General features: G+C 57.2%; 15 protein-coding genes. 10 read left to right on the top strand and 5 right to left on the bottom strand.

Annotated features, from left to right (window positions below):
• The first annotated feature begins 82 nt into the window (after nucleotides 1-82).
• The 4 genes from AK59_RS0111420 (at nucleotide 83) to AK59_RS0111405 (ending at nucleotide 6,269) form a co-directional block, all read left to right on the top strand.
• Nucleotides 83-778 (top strand): response regulator, encoded by a 696-nt coding sequence (locus AK59_RS0111420; protein ID WP_013096847.1) that lies wholly within the window; start codon nucleotides 83-85, stop codon nucleotides 776-778.
• Nucleotides 775-1,971, top strand: coding sequence for a sensor histidine kinase (locus AK59_RS0111415; protein WP_029882796.1), 1,197 nt, complete (start codon nucleotides 775-777; stop codon nucleotides 1,969-1,971). The genes AK59_RS0111420 and AK59_RS0111415 overlap by 4 nt, the downstream gene beginning before the upstream one ends.
• Before the next feature lie 78 nt (nucleotides 1,972-2,049).
• Complete coding sequence (locus AK59_RS0111410; protein ID WP_029882795.1) at nucleotides 2,050-3,198, top strand: efflux RND transporter periplasmic adaptor subunit; 1,149 nt, start codon at nucleotides 2,050-2,052, stop codon at nucleotides 3,196-3,198.
• On the top strand, nucleotides 3,195-6,269 hold the full coding sequence (locus AK59_RS0111405) for an efflux RND transporter permease subunit (RefSeq protein WP_029882794.1): 3,075 nt from the start codon (nucleotides 3,195-3,197) through the stop codon (nucleotides 6,267-6,269). Before AK59_RS0111410 ends, AK59_RS0111405 begins: the two co-directional genes overlap by 4 nt.
• A gap of 317 nt (nucleotides 6,270-6,586) precedes the next feature.
• Here the strand turns inward: AK59_RS0111405 and AK59_RS0111395 are convergent, their stop codons facing one another.
• Nucleotides 6,587-7,033, bottom strand: a complete 447-nt coding sequence (locus AK59_RS0111395; RefSeq protein ID WP_029882793.1) for a hypothetical protein — start codon at nucleotides 7,031-7,033, stop codon at nucleotides 6,587-6,589.
• Nucleotides 7,034-7,104: 71 nt separating this feature from the next.
• The gene (locus AK59_RS0111390; RefSeq protein WP_029882792.1) at nucleotides 7,105-8,163 is read right to left on the bottom strand and encodes an SDR family oxidoreductase; all 1,059 of its coding nucleotides are present in this window, start codon (nucleotides 8,161-8,163) and stop codon (nucleotides 7,105-7,107) included.
• 97 nt (nucleotides 8,164-8,260) lie between these two features.
• On the opposite strand from AK59_RS0111390, the gene AK59_RS0111385 reads away from it, so the two are divergent.
• The 3 genes from AK59_RS0111385 to umuC all read left to right on the top strand — a co-directional run bounded on the left by AK59_RS0111385 (nucleotide 8,261) and on the right by umuC (nucleotide 10,978).
• Nucleotides 8,261-9,148, top strand: a complete 888-nt coding sequence (locus AK59_RS0111385; RefSeq protein WP_029882791.1) for a LysR family transcriptional regulator — start codon at nucleotides 8,261-8,263, stop codon at nucleotides 9,146-9,148.
• 149 nt (nucleotides 9,149-9,297) lie between these two features.
• Nucleotides 9,298-9,732 (top strand): translesion error-prone DNA polymerase V autoproteolytic subunit, encoded by a 435-nt coding sequence (gene umuD / locus AK59_RS0111380; RefSeq protein WP_029882790.1) that lies wholly within the window; start codon nucleotides 9,298-9,300, stop codon nucleotides 9,730-9,732.
• The gene (umuC, locus tag AK59_RS0111375) at nucleotides 9,716-10,978 is read left to right on the top strand and encodes a translesion error-prone DNA polymerase V subunit UmuC (protein WP_023620348.1); all 1,263 of its coding nucleotides are present in this window, start codon (nucleotides 9,716-9,718) and stop codon (nucleotides 10,976-10,978) included. Before umuD ends, umuC begins: the two co-directional genes overlap by 17 nt.
• A gap of 37 nt (nucleotides 10,979-11,015) precedes the next feature.
• On the opposite strand, the gene AK59_RS0111370 is transcribed toward umuC, so the two are convergent.
• Nucleotides 11,016-11,879 (bottom strand): aldo/keto reductase family oxidoreductase, encoded by an 864-nt coding sequence (locus tag AK59_RS0111370; protein WP_013096857.1) that lies wholly within the window; start codon nucleotides 11,877-11,879, stop codon nucleotides 11,016-11,018.
• A 142-nt stretch (nucleotides 11,880-12,021) separates the two neighbouring features.
• On the opposite strand from AK59_RS0111370, the gene tcp reads away from it, so the two are divergent.
• On the top strand, nucleotides 12,022-13,683 hold the full coding sequence (gene tcp, locus AK59_RS0111365) for a methyl-accepting chemotaxis citrate transducer (RefSeq protein ID WP_013096858.1): 1,662 nt from the start codon (nucleotides 12,022-12,024) through the stop codon (nucleotides 13,681-13,683).
• Nucleotides 13,684-13,721: 38 nt separating this feature from the next.
• Here the strand turns inward: tcp and smrA are convergent, their stop codons facing one another.
• A complete protein-coding gene (gene smrA / locus AK59_RS0111360; protein ID WP_013096859.1) occupies nucleotides 13,722-14,285 on the bottom strand; it encodes a DNA endonuclease SmrA in 564 nt (187 codons plus the stop codon).
• Between the two features lie 354 nt (nucleotides 14,286-14,639).
• Complete coding sequence (locus AK59_RS0111355; protein ID WP_020688268.1) at nucleotides 14,640-15,551, bottom strand: LysR family transcriptional regulator; 912 nt, start codon at nucleotides 15,549-15,551, stop codon at nucleotides 14,640-14,642.
• A 175-nt stretch (nucleotides 15,552-15,726) separates the two neighbouring features.
• Between AK59_RS0111355 and AK59_RS0111350 the strand changes: the two genes are divergently transcribed.
• Complete coding sequence (locus tag AK59_RS0111350; RefSeq protein WP_029882789.1) at nucleotides 15,727-17,037, top strand: M20 family metallo-hydrolase; 1,311 nt, start codon at nucleotides 15,727-15,729, stop codon at nucleotides 17,035-17,037.
• Entirely contained in the window at nucleotides 17,037-18,482 is a 1,446-nt protein-coding gene (locus tag AK59_RS0111345; protein WP_029882788.1) for a M20 family metallopeptidase, read from the top strand. The genes AK59_RS0111350 and AK59_RS0111345 overlap by 1 nt, the downstream gene beginning before the upstream one ends.
• The last annotated feature ends 13 nt before the right edge of the window (nucleotides 18,483-18,495 follow it).

The following is an 18,495-nucleotide window of genomic DNA, read 5'->3' as shown; positions in this document are numbered from 1 at the left end:
CCACTTCTACGTTGTGCGCAGTATGATTTGGCTAAATCAATGAATAGTCGGGATAGTGTTAAGAAACGGTCAAGGTGAACAGATGTTGTCCAGAAGAGTGCTGATTATTGAAGATGATGCCGATGCGGCTGGCGTACTTGAAGCCTATTTACGCCGTGAAAATTACGATGTGAACGTCACGGGGGACGGGCTGGCCGGGCTGGAGATGGCGCAACGCTGGAAACCCGATCTTGTCTTGCTGGATGTCATGCTTCCCGGACTCAACGGAACTGAGGTGCTGGCCAGCCTGCGTCGCAAAAGCGATGTGCCCGTTATCATGGTGACGGCTATGGGCGATACGCCCGATCGCATCGGCGCGTTGAGATACGGGGCTGATGACTATGTCGTTAAACCCTATCATCCAGGTGAAGTCGTGGCACGGGTGCAGGCGGTGCTGCGCCGGAGCAATAAAAACACGCGCGAAGAAGAGATCCTCCGCTGGCAGACGCTGGAGGTGGATGTCACGGCCATCGTGGCGAGCATCATCAATGATGACAACACGCCGCGGGTTCTGGATCTGACCCCAACGGAATTTTCGCTACTGACCACGCTGATGCGTTCACCTTCGCGTCCTTTTTCCCGTCAATATTTACTGGAGCACTGTTTGCCGGAAAGCGAGGCCCTGGAGCGGGTGGTGGATACCCATATTTATAACCTGCGTAAAAAACTCGAAGCCGCGGGTCTTTCCGGCGTGCTGGTTAACGTTCGCGGCGTGGGTTACAGGTTCAGACAGCCATGATAAAGACCCGTCATTCCTCCCTCTGGCGCTGGATTTGCGCGCGCATCCTGGCGCTGGCGATTGGCAGCGTGATCGTTATAGCAGCCTGTATGTGGCTGCGTTACGCCGTGCAGAACTACTGGATAATGGGCAAAATGCCCGCAGCGGTCCGGCAGGAGTTTCTCACGCTCAGCCAGAATCCGCAGTCAAACCCGGCCCGCTTTCACGATATTGTAGACAGCTGGTGGGGGCTCAGTTATTCCACCCCATCTATCGCCTCGGCTGACTGGGTCACCGTGGCTCTGCTGGTGCTGGTGATGATCCCCTTCATTGTGGTAATGGGACTTAAGCACGCGCGCCCTCTGGCGCTGCAGTTCAGCTGTCTTCGTGATGCGGCCAAAGATGTGGCCGATGGACAGTTTGGCCGACAGGCAGAGCTGGTGAGAGATGCGCCCGCAGAAATGATCAGTTTTGCGGCTGACTTTAATACCATGACCGGACAACTGGCTCGCTATGAAAAGGAGCTTCGCGCCTCGCACGTTGCCATGGCACATGAGCTGCGCTCTCCCCTGACGGCAGCCATTGGACGTCTGCAGGGTATGATGGACGGCGTGTTTGACGCCACCCCGGAGCAGTTGGGGATGGTGATGAAACAGCTCCAGCACCTCAACCGGCTGACCGATGAATTGCACCTTCTCTCTTTGGCTGATGCGGGAAATCTTGTGCTTGAAGACAGGCCATTCCGTCTGGATGAGCTGATTCAGGAGCGGGCAGACTGGATAACCCCGCAGGCCGATGCGCAAAATTTTACGATAACGTTGCGTAACCCGCGCGCATGCCCCTTCAGAGGCGATGCGTTCCGTATGGGACAGGTATTTACGATCCTCATGGAGAATTCACTCCGCTACGGACGCGAGGGCGGCCATCTGGAGGTGACCCTGCATTATGCCCAGGGACAGTACACCCTCGAATTCGCCGATGACGGTCCGGGTGTATCAAAGCACTTTTTACCGGACATGTTTAAGCGATTTAGCCGCGAGGAACAATCACGCGCCCGGCACTCCGGTGGCAGCGGCCTCGGTTTATCAATTGCGCAGGCGATTTGTCAGGCGCATGGGGGAAGTATTAGCGCGTCATTACCAGAAACCGGAGGGCTTCTGGTGTGCATCCAGCTGCCCTGGCGCGCTTGTGACGAGGAAAATTCCCGCTCTTGATAAACCCTTGACACAACATCGAATCTTTCTCGATGAACAGCCGATTAAATAACGCCATCCCTTTTCTGGAGCGGCGTTATGTCAGACGAATTCATTCTCTCCCTCCGCCACAGCCTGCATCATGTATACAGCGTGGCGCGCACCCTTTCCTGGCTACACTTTATTCCCCTGGTGATACTTGCCCTGGCTATCTTCCCGCTAACCGGTTGCGGCGATAAACACGAAAACACGCCGCCCCCCGTGCGGGCGGTACGCTACAGTGTGGTGGGTTCAGCGAAAACGCTGCCAGCACTGGAAAGAACCGGTGAGATCCTTGCCCATGATGAGACGACGCTGAGTTTCCGTACCGGGGGCAGGATCCTCACGCGCGTCGTCGATATTGGCGACCGGGTTACCGCCGGGCAACTGCTGGCGACCCTCGACAATACCACCGGACAAAATCAGCTCGACGCGGCCACCGCTGACTATGAGGGTGCCAAAGCCTCAGCGCAGATTGCCGCGCTCAACGTCAACAGAATGCAAACGCTGATGCCCACCGGCGCTATAGCCCGCACACAACTCGACACAGCCCGTGCAGACTGGCTTGTCGCCAGCGCGCGTCTGAAAAGTAGCGAGGCGGCACTGCGCAACGCCCGGGAAAGTCTGGGCTGGACCCGCCTTCTCTCGCCGAAGGAAGGTATCATTACCGCGGTCAGCGCCTCTGCGGGCCAGATTCTTAGCGCAGGCCAGTCGGTGCTGACGCTGGCGACCGGTGAAGCCCGCGATGTGGTGTTTGATGTTGCCGCGCCTGATGAGATCCCCTCACCGGATAAGGCCGAATTCCGCGTCGCCTTGCTCAGCGACCCGACGGTCAATGCTTCAGCTCTGTTACGCGATATCACACCTCAGGCCGATCCCCTGACCCGTACCTGGCGGGTCAGAGCCACCCTGAACAACTCGCCCGCCGCCATGGCACTGGGTGCCAGCGTCACCGTAATCTTGCCCTCCAGTGCCGCGTGCGGTTACGTCCTTCCTGCGTCGGCACTGAGTCGTTACGCAGACAAGCCCGCTGTATTTGTAATCAACCGGCAATCTCAGGCGCAACTGCGCGTGGTTGTGCCTGCACGTTACACGGCCTCCTCCGTCATCATCGCCTCCGGTCTTGCGCCCGGTGACAGGGTGATTACGGCTGGCGTGAGCAAATTACGCTCAGGAGAACAGGTGATTGCCGGGGAGGAGCAGCCATGAACATGAGAAGCACAAAAGAGACATTTAACCTCTCCGCCTGGGCGCTTAAAAATCAGCAGATGGTCAGTTTCTTTATGCTGCTGGTGATGGCGATGGGCGTGTTCTGTTACGAGCGCCTGCCGCGCAACGAAGATCCGGCGTTTACCATCAAAACGGCCGTGGTCTCCGCGCAATGGCCGGGGGCATCGGTAGCGGACACGACCCGTCTGCTGACGGATACGCTTGAAAAAAAGTTACAGGAGATCCCCTGGCTTGATTATATCGAAAGCGAAACCCGGGCAGGACGCACCGTTATTCATGTCAATCTGCGCGATGACACGCCGCCGCAAACGGTGCCGGATATCTGGTACCAGGTGCGGAAGAAAATGCAGGATATCGCCCCGTCCCTGCCAGAAGGCGTTCAGGGTCCTGACGTCAACGACGAATTTGACGACACGTTCGGCACAATTTATGGCTTCATCCCCGAAGGCTATACCCTGCGGGAGGTTCGGGATCGGGTGGAGACACTGCGTCGGGAACTGATGTCCCTGCCGGATATCGGCAAAACCACCCTGCTGGGTGAACAGCAGGAACAGATGGTTCTGGCCTTTTCCCCGGCCCGTCTGGCGGGGATGGGTCTGGATATTCAGCAGGTGGCGGAGGCGCTCAGGGCGCAGAATGCAGTCGTCCCGGCGGGCATCATACGCACGGGGCAGGAGAACATCGCACTCCACGTCAGCGGTGCGCTCAGCTCAGAGGAGAGTTTACGCGCGGTCACGCTGCATATTAACAATCGTTATATCCCCCTGACTGACATTGCCACCCTCACCCGGGAAAGCGCCGAACCGCCCTCACCGGCGTTCCGGGTTAACGGAAAACCGGCCATCGGACTGGCGATTTCAATGGCGCCAACAGGCAATATGCTGCGCTTTGGCGCCGCATTGAATCAAAGAGTGGCCGCCCTCAGCGCCGTGCTACCGCACGGTATCGAGATGGTGAAGGTCGCCGATCAATCCGCGGTAGTCAGCGACGCGGTGAGCGGTTTTATCAGGGTCCTTATTGAAGCGGTGGTTATCGTCCTGGCCGTTTCATTTGTCTCTCTGGGGCTACGGGCGGGGCTGGTTGTGGCTGCGGCAATCCCGCTGGTTCTGGCCATGACCTTCGCCGGAATGATGCTGGCCGGGATTGGCCTGCAGCGCATCTCGCTCGGGGCACTGATTATTGCGCTGGGTCTGCTGGTGGATGACGCCATGATCACCGTGGAAACCATGGTTTCTCGTCTGGAAGCTGGCGATTCCCGTCGGCAAGCGGCAACCCGGGCGTTCACCACGACGGCATTCCCGATGCTCACCGGCACACTGGTGATGATCGCCGGATTTATTCCGGTCGGCTTTGCGGCATCCAGCGCGGGTGAATACTGCTTTTCTCTGTTTGCGGTCGTGCTGATTGCCCTGCTGTGTTCATGGGTGGTCGCGATCCTGTTTTCACCGCTGACCGGAACATGGCTGCTGCCGGAGAACGTCAGGCATCATGCCTCCGGCCCGGGGCGGCTCGCACGCGGGTATCACTGGCTGCTGCGTAAGGTATTGCGCCACCGACTCACCACCGTGCTTTGCGCCCTTGCCGCACTGGTTTTGTCCATATACGGGACGACATTTATGCAGGGTGAGTTTTTTCCCGCTTCCGACAGACCAGAGCTGCTGGTGAGCCTGACGCTTCCGGCCAACGCCTCACAGCCGGAAACGCAAAGAGAGGCCGAAAAGCTGGAGAAGGCGCTGGCAGACAATAGCAATATCGATCATTACTCAACATACGTAGGATCGGGCGCTATCCGTTTTTATCTGCCAATGGATGTGCTGCTGGAGAATGAAAACAGTGCCCAGTTGGTGGTGGTCGCGAAAAACCTCGCCGCCCGCGACCGTCTGCACGCACAGCTGAACAAGATACTGGCGACGCAATTTAGCGACATCATCACACGCGTATCGCCCCTGGAGCTCGGCCCCCCGGTCGGCTGGCCAATCAAATACCGGGTTAGCGGGCCGGACTATGTGAAGGTTCGGGCGCTGGCGAATCACCTGACGGAAGTGATTGGCCGGTCACCGCTCTCACGTGAAGTCAACCAGACCGCCGGTGAACCGGAGAGAGTGATTACCCTTGAGGTGAATCAGACGGCAGCCCGGGCTGCGGGCGTGTCGTCAGAAAGTCTGGCCCGGACGCTGAATACGGTCTGGTCCGGCAGCGTCGTGACCTCAATACGGGATAATGACCGGCTGGTGGATGTGGTGCTCCGCGCCAGAGACAGTGAACGTCTTAATCTGGCCACACTGTCGTCACTGACCGTTGAGGGGAACGATGGCAAAAAAATTCCGCTCAGTGCTGTCGCAACGCCGGTCTGGGGTGTGGACGATCCGGTTGTCTGGCGTCGTCAGCGCCTGCCGTTTATCACCGTGCAAACTGACCTTGCGCCGGGACTCAGAGCCGAGGTCGTCTCCGCCGCGCTGCGCCCGGCAGTGGATAAACTGCGTGCCCGTTTGCCTGCGGGCTACAGTATTGAGGAAGGCGGCGCGGTTGCGGAATCCGATAAAGGAAACCGCTCTGTCTTTACCGTTCTTCCGGTGACGCTGGTCATTATGTTGTTATTGCTGATGCTTCAGCTACGACGCTATTCCCGGATGTTTCTGGCCCTGTTCATGGCCCCGTTTGGCTTACCGGGCATCGTTCTGGCGATGCTGCCGGGTGGAACACCGATGGGGTTCGTCGCCCTGCTGGGCGTGATCGCGCTGGCGGGCATGATCATTCGTAACGCGGTGATCCTGCTCGGCGAAGCTGACAGCAATCTGGCTCAGGGGATGACGAACGATGCCGCCATTATCGCAGCCGCAGAGCACCGGGCCAGACCTATCTGTCTGACCGCCTGTGCCGCCATTCTGGGCATGATCCCCATCTCGCACCAGGTATTCTGGGGACCTATGGCGTATGCCATTATCGGGGGGTTGCTGGTCGCGACGCTGGTCACACTCACGGTACTGCCCGCGTCGTTCAGTCTGTTATTACAGTGGGGGGACGGTTTACGCAACCGGCACAGCGTATAAAACCCGGTCTGTGCTGTAAGCGAAATTGTCCCCCGATCCGTTACGCGGCCGTCAGCGCAAAATGGGTTCTCAGGACCTCAGCAATATCCTCTTCCGCCAGTTGCTGTGTCTTTGTGCCATTTGCGGTGATGGTCTTCAGCATATTGCCCAGCAGGATCTGGTGTCCTCCTTCGTTGCCAGGAGGCCGAAGGTCTGATCAATGCGCTGGATGTGCATCGTCGCGATTTATCACGGGCTGGCGGGTACCGCGTTCAGAGCGTCGATGCGTTAATGGTTAGTGACTGGCTGGATCGTCTCTGAATGCCGCATGGTGGCATTCAGAAATTGAAAACGGAAAGATCTTTAATATCGGCGTGTGGATTGGCGTTTTTTACCGCTATCAAAAAAGCAGAGAAATTATGATTAAACATCGTTACGTTCGGGTAAAACTGCACCTGTTTTTCCCTTCCGTTTTCAACATAGCTTACTGACCAGATCCGACGATTATTGACCATCGTCGATCCCGGCTTAATATTTACTATCCTGGCCAGTTCAATCTGAGTGGTTCTATCCTTCTGAATTTCATAAAAATATCGCTCATCATAAAAATAAACCTTGCGGGAAAAACAATCAAAAAACCACGGGTTAGTGGATATTTTCTTCTTGCCCTGGGCATCTGAAACGATGCGTTTTGGCTGGCGAAATGACCTCACGCCATTCCTTATCACCAGATATAACCCAATAACCGGCAGAGCCATTAATAAAATGCTGATTGCTTCCCGCATATTCACCAATCCCGTTGATCACAGTCATGAGCGAGTATAACGGGTTCGTTCCTGAGAACAACATCCCCCTGTCAGGGAATAATGTGTGCCGCCCTGAGCTGTGCGAACAGGCTGAAAAACATCTCGTCGGTGGCCCGCATGGCGGTGAACCCGGCCCGACGCAGCTTGCTGCCATCGCCAAACATATCGTAATCCCAGCCAAACACGAAGTTGGCAAACTGTCCGTCGTTCAGCTGCAAAATATCGCTTTCCACCAGCCCGCGAGCTGCGGCGAGTTCATGCCATACCGTGCGGTAGTCCGTAAACAACTGCTGAAATGAGAGCCGGACCGGGGGGGCAGACTCCAGTTCAAACCAGTGTGCAATGCGTGGCCACAGCTCGCTCCAGCGCCAGATATCACCGTTATTCACATTGAATGCCTGGTTCTCTGCTACCGGCGACGTGGCGGCCCACACGGTCGCCTCTGCCAGCAATTCGCCGTCTGTATGATCAACAATGCTGTGCCAGGTCTGTTCGGCGCCGGGAAAACGCAGCGGTAAATTCAGCGCCTTACACAGCGATGCGAACAGCGCGATGCTCAGGGCAAGATTCATGGCGTTACCCGGCACCGTGCTGCCCACCACGCCCGGCCGGATGGCGCTCCAGTGCCACGCTTTTCCCCGTTGAAAATCGCTAAGCCACCTGAGCTGGGCCGCATTAAACTCCGCGCCCGGTACGCCGGGATCGCTTTCACGTGCCGGGGTTTTGAACGGGCCAAGATGCGCGCCGTAGACTTTGTAGCCCTGCATCAGGCTGACCGTCTCAAGGGGCGCCGTGTTTTCGAGGTTACTGACCAGATGGCGCAGCATGGTGACGTTCGGTTCAACCATCTCTGTCCAGTTCGCGGCATTGACCCAGGCGCTGTAAAACACATGAGTGATCCCGCTGAGCGATGACAGTGCCCGCGCGCTGTCCTGCTCATCCAGTAAATCAACATTAACCATCGCAATGCCTTCAGGGTGAGATACCGCCTGGCGGCTCAGGCCAATAACCTCCCACTGATTACGCAAAAGCGTTTTGACCAGCTGGTTGCCAACAATCCCGCTGGCGCCAGCGACCAGTGCGACCCTGTGTTGCTGCGTCTTATTCATGGTGTTTCTCCGAAAGGGGTGACAGACACAGTGTGATCTATTATTTTTTTCTGATATATCTCCCGAATCCGATGGCATTTATAAGCAGAATCACGAAATGAATAACAAGCTCAACGCCATTTCCACCTTTCTGCGCGTCGCCGAAGCCGGCTCCTTTTCCGCTGCCGCTCGCCTGGCCGGGATCAAGCAGTCCGCCGTCAGCCAGCAGATCGCCGCCCTTGAGGAAGAGCTCGGTGTGGTATTGCTGCATCGTACAACGCGCAGGATGAAACTCACCGCGCAGGGTGAGCGTTACCGGCGGGATATGCAGCTTGTGCTGGAGGCCATGCAGGAAGCAGAGCGACGCCTGAACCCGGTTGAGCATCAATATCAGGGGGCCGTACATGTGCAGTTGCCGAGCGGCCTGGGCCAGCTCGTGTTGCCGCGCCTGCTGACGCTACAGCGCATGAATCCTGAATTACATCTGCAGGTTTCGCTTGATGACCGCATCGCCGATCTGGTCACCGAAGGGGTGGATGTGGCGCTTCGGCTGAGCGCGGAGCCTCCACAAGCCCATGCCGCACGCGTACTGGCACGCATTGAAACGCCGCTCTTTGCCGCCCCGTCATTCCCGCCGGTAGAGTCCGTGTACGCGCTGGCGGCGCTTCCCCACGTGCGATTCAGCGGCATCCCGCTGGACGCTCCCTTACGCCTGGTTTCTGATGACGAAACGATTGATATTGCAGTGAATACCGTTTTCCGCGCCAATACCAGCGACGCCCTGTTACAGGCGCTGGAGGCAGGCATGGGTATTGGCGGTATGCAACTACCGCTCGCGGCACGGGCGTTGCAAACCGGTACGCTGGTGCAGGTACTCCCCGCGTGGCGGTTACCCGACCGCTTTCTCTATGCGGTTTATCCGGACGCTCGCTTTATTCCACACAGGGTCAGAAGCGTTGTGGGGGTTATAGAACAGCTACTGCCTGAAATAATTAAGAAAAATTAAACATTCCAGAATGCATACTCGCCAGCGCGCCTTGTTGAACTAAAAATTTTCGACTTTCAACGAGTTCCGGAAAATTCCCCTCCCGTCTCTTGATCGTTCTGGTTAATCATGAATACTGTATATAAACACAGTAATATGAGTTAACCATTATGCAGTTGATCTCTCCTTTGGGGCCTGATGCCACGCTATTGCTTCCGTTGTTTATGGAGCGGGTGCCCTGTGGCTTCCCCAGCCCTGCTCAGGATTATGTCGAGGATAGCCTTGATCTGAACAAGCTGGTGATCAAACACCCCAGCGCGACCTATTTTGTCAGGGTGAGCGGTGATTCGATGATCGGCGCAGGCATCAGCCATGGTGACCTGCTGGTGGTTGACCGTTCGTTAAACGCCGTTCATGGCGATATTGTGATTGCGGCGGTCGCGGGCGAATTTACCGTGAAGGAGTTGCAAACGCATCCGCGTCTTCAGCTCATCCCCCATAATCCTGACTACGCACCGGTCGTTTTTGCCGCAGAAGACGAGCTGGAGATCTTCGGCGTTGTGACGTTTACCCTGAAAGCTAACCGCCATGTTCGCGCTCGTTGACGTAAACAGTTTTTACACCTCCTGCGAGACGGCGTTTCGGCCCGATCTTAAGGGGAAACCCGTGGTGGTCGTTTCAAACAACGATGGCTGTATCATTTCACGTTCAGCAGAAGCAAAAGCATTGGGGATCGGCATGGCTGGTCCCTACTTCAAGCTGAAGGATGAGCTGAGACGCCAGAAGGTACACGTTTTTAGCTCCAATTATGCGCTGTATGCGGATATGAGCCGCCGGGTGATGACCATTCTCGAAGAGATGGCCCCGAGAGTGGAGATCTACTCGATTGATGAAGCCTTTCTGGATCTGACGGGCGTCAGCCAGTGTATGTCTCTGGAGGCGTTCGGTCAGGCTATCCGCCAGCGCCTGTACAAAGAGACCGGCCTGCTGGTCGGGGTCGGTATCGCGCCCACCAAAACCTTAGCCAAGCTGGCTAACCATGCCGCCAAAACCTGGAAGAAAACCAACGGTGTGGTGGATTTATCGAATATCGATCGTCAGCGTAAACTGCTGTCACTGGTACCGGTCAGCGAAGTGTGGGGTGTCGGGCGCAGGATCAGCAAAAAACTGAATCTGATGGGGATCGAGACTGCCCTGCATCTGGCGGAATGTTCAAGCTGGGTGATCCGTAAACACTTTAATGTCGTGCTGGAAAGAACCGCCCGCGAGTTACGCGGTGAACCGTGTCTGGCGCTGGAAGAGTTTTCGCCAACAAAGCAACAAATCATCTGCAGCCGCTCCTTCGGCAGCCGTATCACCCGGTATGACGATATGCACCAGGCGATCTGCGCCTATGCCGAACGCGCCGCCGAGAAGCTGCGCGAAGAGAAACAGTTTTGCTGCTATATCAGCGTCTTTATTCGCACCAGCCCGCATGCGGAGGACGAGGTTTTTTATGGTAACCAGGCCTCCGGCAAGCTGACGATCCCCACCAACGATACGCGGGATATTATCAGGGTAGCTATCGAGTCATTAAACCGAATCTGGAAAGAGGGGCATCGCTATATGAAAGCGGGCGTCATGCTCAGTGACTTTTTCAGTCAGGGCGTGGCGCAACTTAGCCTGTTCGATGAACACCCACCGCGGCCAGACAGTACAGCCCTGATGCAGGTTATCGACCGCCTTAACCGTTCAGGCCGGGGGTCTGTGTGGTTTGCGGGCCAGGGGGCGGTGAAATCCTGGGCGATGAAGCGGGATATGCTGTCGCCCTGCTACACCACGCGCTATTCCGATCTGCCGATCGTTAAATAACAAAGCCCGGATCCCTCCGGGCTCTGTTTATACGTGGTTACACTAGCGCATTCAGCGTAGCCAGCGCGTCAGGCGGTAACACCAGCTCCCCTGCCGCGAGGTTTTGCCGCAGATGCGCCACGGAAGAGGTTCCCGGGATCAGCAGAATGTTCGGAGAACGTTGTAGCAGCCAGGCCAGCGCAACCTGCATCGGTGTCGCCCCCAGGTCGTCCGCTACCGCCTGCAGCCCGGAAGATTGCAGCGGCGTAAAACCGCCCAGCGGGAAGAACGGCACATAAGCAATCCCCTGCTGCGCAAGCGAATCCACCAGCGCATCGTCACTACGGTTCACGATGTTGTACATGTTTTGCACACACACCACGGGCACCATCTTCTGCGCCTCGGCAACCTGCGTGGCGGTGACATTGCTCAGACCAATATGTCGCACCAGCCCTTGCTGCTGTAGCTCTGCCAGGGTGGACAGCGGTTCAGCGATCGAGCCTTCCGCCGGTCCGTGTGCGCTAAACATAATCCGCAGGTTCACCACGTCCAGCACATCCAGCTGCAGATTGCGCAGGTTGTCGTGTACCGCCTGGGTCAGCTCCTGGGCGGAAAAGGCCGGCAGCCAGGCGCCTTTATCATCGCGTCGCGCACCGATTTTGGTGACGAGGGTAAGATCGTCCCGGTACGGATGCAGCGCCTCGCGGATCAGCTGGTTAGTCACATGCGGACCATAAAAATCGCTGGTATCAATATGATTCACGCCCGCCGCCACGGCTTCCCGGAGCACTTCCAGCGCGGCATTTTTGTCCTTCGGTGGCCCAAAAACGCCCGGCCCGGCCAGCTGCATTGCGCCGTAACCCAGCCGTTTAACCGTGCGTGTGCCCAGCGCGTATGTCCCGCTTTTATCGATGCTGCTCATGTTCACCTTCCTCATAAAAAAGATCCGGATTTACAACAGGTTCCCGACCAGAACCCATAGTTAAGCGCGAGTTAAATTAAAGTTTAAATTTTAGACGACGATAGTATTTGTGTACCCCTGCACTTTCTTACGGACGACCGCTATGCTGAAAAATCTGCACGTGATTACCGGTATTATCTTTGCTCTCACCATATTCTGCCTGCTACAAGTTGTCACGGGAGGGTTGTTCTACTCTGCCGTCAGCAACGATCGCCATAACTTCCAGAACTCCGGGGTGCTTAATGCCCAGCAGGAGAGCCTGAGCGACAGCGTTAACACCCTCATCAAAACGCGCGTTACCGTGACGCGCGTGGCCATCCGCTATCTGAAAAATCAGCGCGATCCGGCGTCCCTTGAGGCGATCAACAAACTGCTTGGCACCGCGGGCAACTCTCTGGCTAAAGCAGAAGCCTATAACAAACAGTGGCAGGCCCTGCCGCAGGTTAACGGCCAGAGTGCGGCGCTAACCGACGAGATGCTGAAATCCTGGAACCAGATGCACGAAGTGATGCGTCTGTCGATTGAGTATCTGCGTGCCGACAACTATCAGGCCTATGGCGATCTGGATGCGCAGCAGGCACAGGACGATATGGAAGCGGTCTATAACCGCTGGCGCGCCGAAAACAACACGCTGCTGAAAGCCGCGGCCGAAGAGAACCAGAGCAGCTTTACCCAGATGCAATGGACGCTGGCGGCTATATTCCTGGCCGTTATCGCCGTGCTGGTGGTGATCTGGCAGGGTTTACAGCACCTGCTGTTAAAACCGCTGCAAACCATTATGAACCATATTCGTACCATTGCGGCGGGCGACCTGACGCAGGATATTACCCTCTCTGGCCGCAATGAGATGGGCCAGCTGGCGGCCGGTCTGCATGAGATGCAGCAATCTCTGGTCACCACGGTCAGCGCCGTACGCGGCAGTACCGACTCCATCTACACCGGCGCAGGCGAAATTGCCGCCGGGAGCAACGATCTTTCCGCCCGTACGGAAGAACAGGCCGCCTCGCTGGAAGAGACCGCTGCCAGCATGGAAGAGCTGACCGCCACAGTGAAACAGAACTCCGACAACGCCCGTCAGGCGACCCTGCTGGCGAAAAACGCCTCTGAGACAGCGGCGCGCGGCGGTCATGTGGTGGATAACGTTGTCCGCACGATGACGGAAATTGCCGACAGTTCGCAGCAAATTGCCCACATCACCGGCGTGATTGACAGCATTGCCTTCCAGACCAACATTCTGGCGCTGAATGCCGCGGTAGAAGCCGCACGCGCCGGGGAACAGGGCCGTGGCTTTGCGGTGGTTGCCGGGGAAGTACGTACCCTGGCGAGCCGCAGCGCGCAGGCGGCAAAAGAGATCAAGGGCCTTATCGAGAACTCTGTCAGCCGCGTGAATACCGGCTCTGAGCAGGTCAGCGAAGCCGGTGCAACGATGAAGGAAATTGTGGCGGCGGTCACCCGCGTGACCGATATCATGGGCGAGATTTCATCTGCGTCCGATGAGCAGAGTCGCGGTATTGAACAGGTGAGCCTGGCCGTTTCGCAGATGGACAGCGTCACCCAGCAAAACGCCGCGCTGGTGCAGCAGTCCGCCACGGCGGCAGCGGCGCTGGAAGATCAGTCCGAACAGCTGCGCCAGGCGGTGGCGGCATTTCGTCTGAACGGTAAACAACAGGCCACCGCGCCCCGTACAACGCATGTGAAAACACCACAGCTGTTGCGCCCGGCCACGGCAGGCACCGCCACCGACAGCAACTGGGAAACCTTCTGAGTTCAGCGCGGGCGAGCACCTCGCCCGCGCTAATCCCGTTAACGGCTGCGCTTGGCGTGCCGTTCCCAGTTCTCCTGTTTCGCGTCGTTGGATTTTCGCAGTGAAACATAACAGGCCCCGCTGCCGCCGTGATGCGGCAGCGCCACGCAGAAGGCCTGCACTTCCTCAAACTCTGTTAACCAGCGCGCCAGATAGCTACGTATCACGTTAGGATGAGCATTCTGTTCACGCCCTTTTCCATGAATGATAATCAGATTGCGTAATCCGTCGCGTCCGGCCTGGCGAATAAAGGCGTACAGCATCTGGCGGCAACGCTCGGCGGGCTGACGTAACAGGTTCAGGCTGGCCTCGCGGGAGTATTTCCCCGAGCGCAGCTTATCCATTACGCCCTGTTGTATCCCTTCACGCTGAAATGCCAGCGGCTCATCCAGGGGCAGAAGTTCCAGAAAGCCCAGGGTGAGGAAGTTATCCAGTTGCTCGGTATCAATCTCCTGGCGCGCCCGCGTGTTGCGGCTCGGCTGCCAGTGAATATCTGCGCAGCGCTTCAGGGGCTGGACATCCTCCATGGCGTCAAGAAACAGTGATTTGTCGTCAGGGTTCATGGAAATCCTCCGGCTACATCTGAGCCTGTACTATACCTTCGCGGGGGGTGTGCCTCAACAGCCGTTCCCCCGGGCAGGGTGGCGCTGAAAGCAAGCTGATGAATATCAATCGACAGCCGGGGAAAAATTAAACATCACTTAACTCAAACTTCAGCGTAAATAAAACACGCAATTTGGCTTAAACATCCATAAAATCAAACACTCAACCGCCTTTCATTTTGAGAGAAAGCTGTTATAACTTAATTAACCTGCCTCATGGATATAACATCCAGGATATGCGAAGGGATGCACTGCTGTGTGTACTGAAGGGTCTGTCTGATGTCGGACAGGCCCTGTTTTTTTATGGATGATGTTTCACGCAGAGACGATTGCCCGCGCCTCTCGTCTGAATTGCGTAATTAACGACTCCGTAAGCGGGGTCTGGCGCGAATCCCGACGCTGAATTAAATAATACGTCGCTTTTGGAAGTGATTCGACAACCGGCAGCATAACCAGACGCCCCGCCAACAGGGGGTCACAACCCAGTTCCTGCGGCAATATGCTTAAAAAATCGCTTTGTGCGACAAGGCTGATACACGACGAAAATGTTTCGCAGACCACGCCAATGCGGGGTATTTGCGAGCGATGGCTAAATACATCCTCTAACTGCTTATAATAACTTCCCCGGGGCGTTGGCATGGTCCAGTTATAATGCAGCAGATCGTTAATGGAGGTTGCTCCCGTCGCCGGATGTCCCTCCCGGCAAAATACGGCAAACGGTTTTTCTAATAGCTTTTCAAACGTAAATTCATGATCGTAAGGCCCCTGATAATAGGTATTGATGGTGAAGTCCAGTTCGCCCTGGCGTAATTCATTGATCATTGATACCAGCTGCCCTTCCATAATTCGCACCTTAACCTGCGGATGCTGCGCATGAAAGCGGGTGATAACCGCAGGCATAAGGCTTCGCGAAATACTCGCCCCCATCCCGATATTGATCTGCCCGGCCAGCTCGCCCTGCCGCTGGCGAATGTCATCCTGCGCCGCGCGCAGCTCTTCCAGAATCAGCCTGGCGCGCTGATAGAAGCCTTCACCACACTCGGTTAACGCCACGCCTTTGCTTCGGCGCACAAAGAGCTGCGCCGCCATGCCCTCTTCCAGCTCTTTGATCGATTTGGTCAACGCCGGTTGCGAAAGATTCAGCGTCCTGCTGGCGCCGCGAATGCTGCCCTGACGCGCCACTTCAACAAACGCCCGAATTTGATGAAATTTAATCTGAAATGACATAGCCCGACCGATAACCGTTGTTTATCAGAGTAAAGAAACTGTCATCTACTTTAATGGAAAGGGATGTGCGAGGGTAATTCCTGAACGGTTAAAACTGTGAAAAATCGGTTAGTGATAAGTAAAAACTATCACAGCGTGAAGCAGTTCACATATTTTAATGATGACAGGAACAGATATGGACTCACTGGCACAGTACATCCAAACCTTAGCCCCGCAACTGAGCGCATGGCGTCGCGATTTTCACCATTTTGCCGAATCCGGCTGGGTGGAATTTCGGACTGCCGCGAAAGTCGCGGAGATCCTGGATAGCCTGGGTTATGACCTGGCAATGGGCCGCGACGTGGTGGATGCCGAAAGCCGTATGGGGTTGCCGGATAACGCCACTCTGACGCGAGAATTTGCCCGCGCCCGTGCGCAGGGCGCGCCCGAAAAATGGCTCGCGCCGTTTGAAGGCGGCTTCACCGGCCTGGTTGCCACGCTTAACACCGGCCGTCCCGGCCCGACGCTGGCGTTTCGCGTGGACATGGACGCTCTCGACCTGAGCGAAGCGCTCGACGACAGCCACCGCCCGTTCCGCGACGGCTTTGCCTCCTGCAATCCGGGCATGATGCACGCCTGCGCGCACGACGGCCATACCACGATTGGCCTTGGGCTGGCGCACGTGCTCATGCACAACAAAGCGCAGCTGAACGGCACCATCAGGCTGATCTTCCAGCCTGCCGAAGAAGGCACTCGAGGCGCACGCGCCATGGTGGCCGCCGGGGCACTGGACGAGGTGGACTATTTCACCGCCATTCACATTGGTACCGGGGTGCCTGCCGGGACGGTGATCTGCGGCAGCGATAACTTTATGGCGACAACCAAGTTTGACGCGACGTTTACCGGCGTTGCCGCACACGCAGGCGGTAAACCGGAAGAAGGCCGTAACGCCCTGCTCGCCGCCGCCCAGGCCGCGCTCGCGCTGCACAGCATTGCGCCACACAGCGAAGGGGCTTCCCGGGTGAATGTGGGAGTGATGCAGGCCGGCAGCGGACGCAACGTGGTGCCCGCCCATGCCCTGCTTAAGGTCGAAACCCGCGGCGAGAGCGAGGCGATCAATCAGTATGTATTCGAACGCGCGCAATCCGTCATTACCGGTGCCGCCGCGCTGTACGGCGTGACGGCTGAGATGCGCCTGATGGGGGCTGCCACCGCCAGCGCTCCGACACCTGCCTGGGTGGATTATCTGCGCCAGCAGGCAAGCCAGGTGCCCGGAGTGGAACAGGCCATTGATAAGGTCAAAGCCCCGGCCGGTTCTGAAGACGCCACGCTGATGATGGCCCGGGTGCAAGAAAACGGCGGCATGGCCTCCTACATGGTGTTTGGCACCGATTTGAGCGCCGGACATCACAATGAAAAATTCGACTTTGATGAGCGCGTCATGACCGTCGCTATCGAAACGCTGACGCGCACTGCGCTGAATTTCCCCTGGACGCGAGGTGTGTAATGCAGGAGAACTACGCTTTTATTGCCGATGCAATCGACACGCGATGTCAGACGTTCACCGACATTGCCGACGAAATCTGGGCTCACCCGGAAACCCGCTTTGAAGAGTTCTGGTCCGCAGAGCGGCTGGCCAGCGCGCTGGAAGCGGAAGGCTTCACCCTGATCCGTGAGGCTGGCGGCATTCCAAATGCCTTTATCGCCAGCTTCGGTAGCGGTAAACCGGTGATTGCACTGCTCGGCGAATATGACGCGCTGGCCGGATTAAGCCAGCAGGCACACTGCGCGACGGCACACGCCACCACGCCCGGTGCTAACGGCCACGGCTGCGGGCATAACCTGCTCGGCACCGCGGCGTTTGCAGGTGCCGTTGCGGTGAAAAGCTGGCTGGAGCAGCACGGCGGGAGTGGAACCGTGCGTTTTTACGGTTGTCCCGGCGAAGAAGGCGGTTCCGGTAAAACGTTTATGGTCCGTGAGGGCTTGTTTGACGATGTTGACGCCGCTGTCACCTGGCACCCGGAAGCGTTTGCCGGCATGTTTAACGTCAGTACGCTGGCCAATATCCAGGCCGCCTGGCGCTTTAAGGGCGTGGCGGCGCATGCGGCAAACTCGCCGCATCTGGGGCGCAGCGCGCTGGATGCGGTGACGCTGATGACCACCGGCACCAACTTCCTCAACGAACATATCATCGAGAAAGCACGCGTCCATTACGCCGTAACCGATACCGGCGGCATCTCCCCCAACGTGGTGCAGGCGCAGGCCGAAGTGCTGTACCTGATCCGCGCCCCGGAGATGGCCGACGCGCAGCAAATCTACGCGCGCATTGAGAAGATCGCTCAGGGTGCGGCGTTGATGACCGAAACCACCGTCGAGTGTCGCTTTGATAAAGCCTGCTCCAGCTACCTGCCAAACCGCACGCTCGAAGCGGCGATGTATCGCGCCCTGCAACATTACGGCACGCCAGCCTGGACGGAGGAAGAACGCGCTTTTGCCCGGGCGATCCGCGCCACCCTGACGGCAAACGATCTGCAAAACAGCCTCAGAAACATTGCTGCAACTGGGGGGAACGAAGGTAAAGCCTTTGCCCGCCGCCACCAGGAGACCCTGCTGGTGGACGAGGTCGCGCCTTACGCCATCACCGATAACGTGCTGGCTGGCTCCACGGACGTGGGTGATGTTAGCTGGAAGATGCCCGTCGCCCAGTGTTTCAGCCCCTGCTTTACCGTCGGCACGCCGCTGCACACCTGGCAACTGGTGGCTCAGGGGCGAACGTCCATTGCCCATAAAGGCATGCTGCTGGCCGGGAAAGTGATGGGTGCCACCGCGCTACATCTGCTGCAGGACGCAGACCTGCTGAAAAAATGTCGTGAAGAGTTCGAACAACAAACACAAGAAAAACCGTACGTGTGTCCGATCCCTGCGGGCGTGACACCGTCACCTTTAAAATAAAAAACACAATACA

This window comes from Enterobacter sp. T1-1 (genome assembly GCF_000710795.1).
GTDB lineage: Bacteria > Pseudomonadota > Gammaproteobacteria > Enterobacterales > Enterobacteriaceae > Enterobacter > Enterobacter cloacae.
Note: the sequence above shows the minus strand (reverse complement) of the source record. Positions and strands in the feature narration are given on the sequence as shown.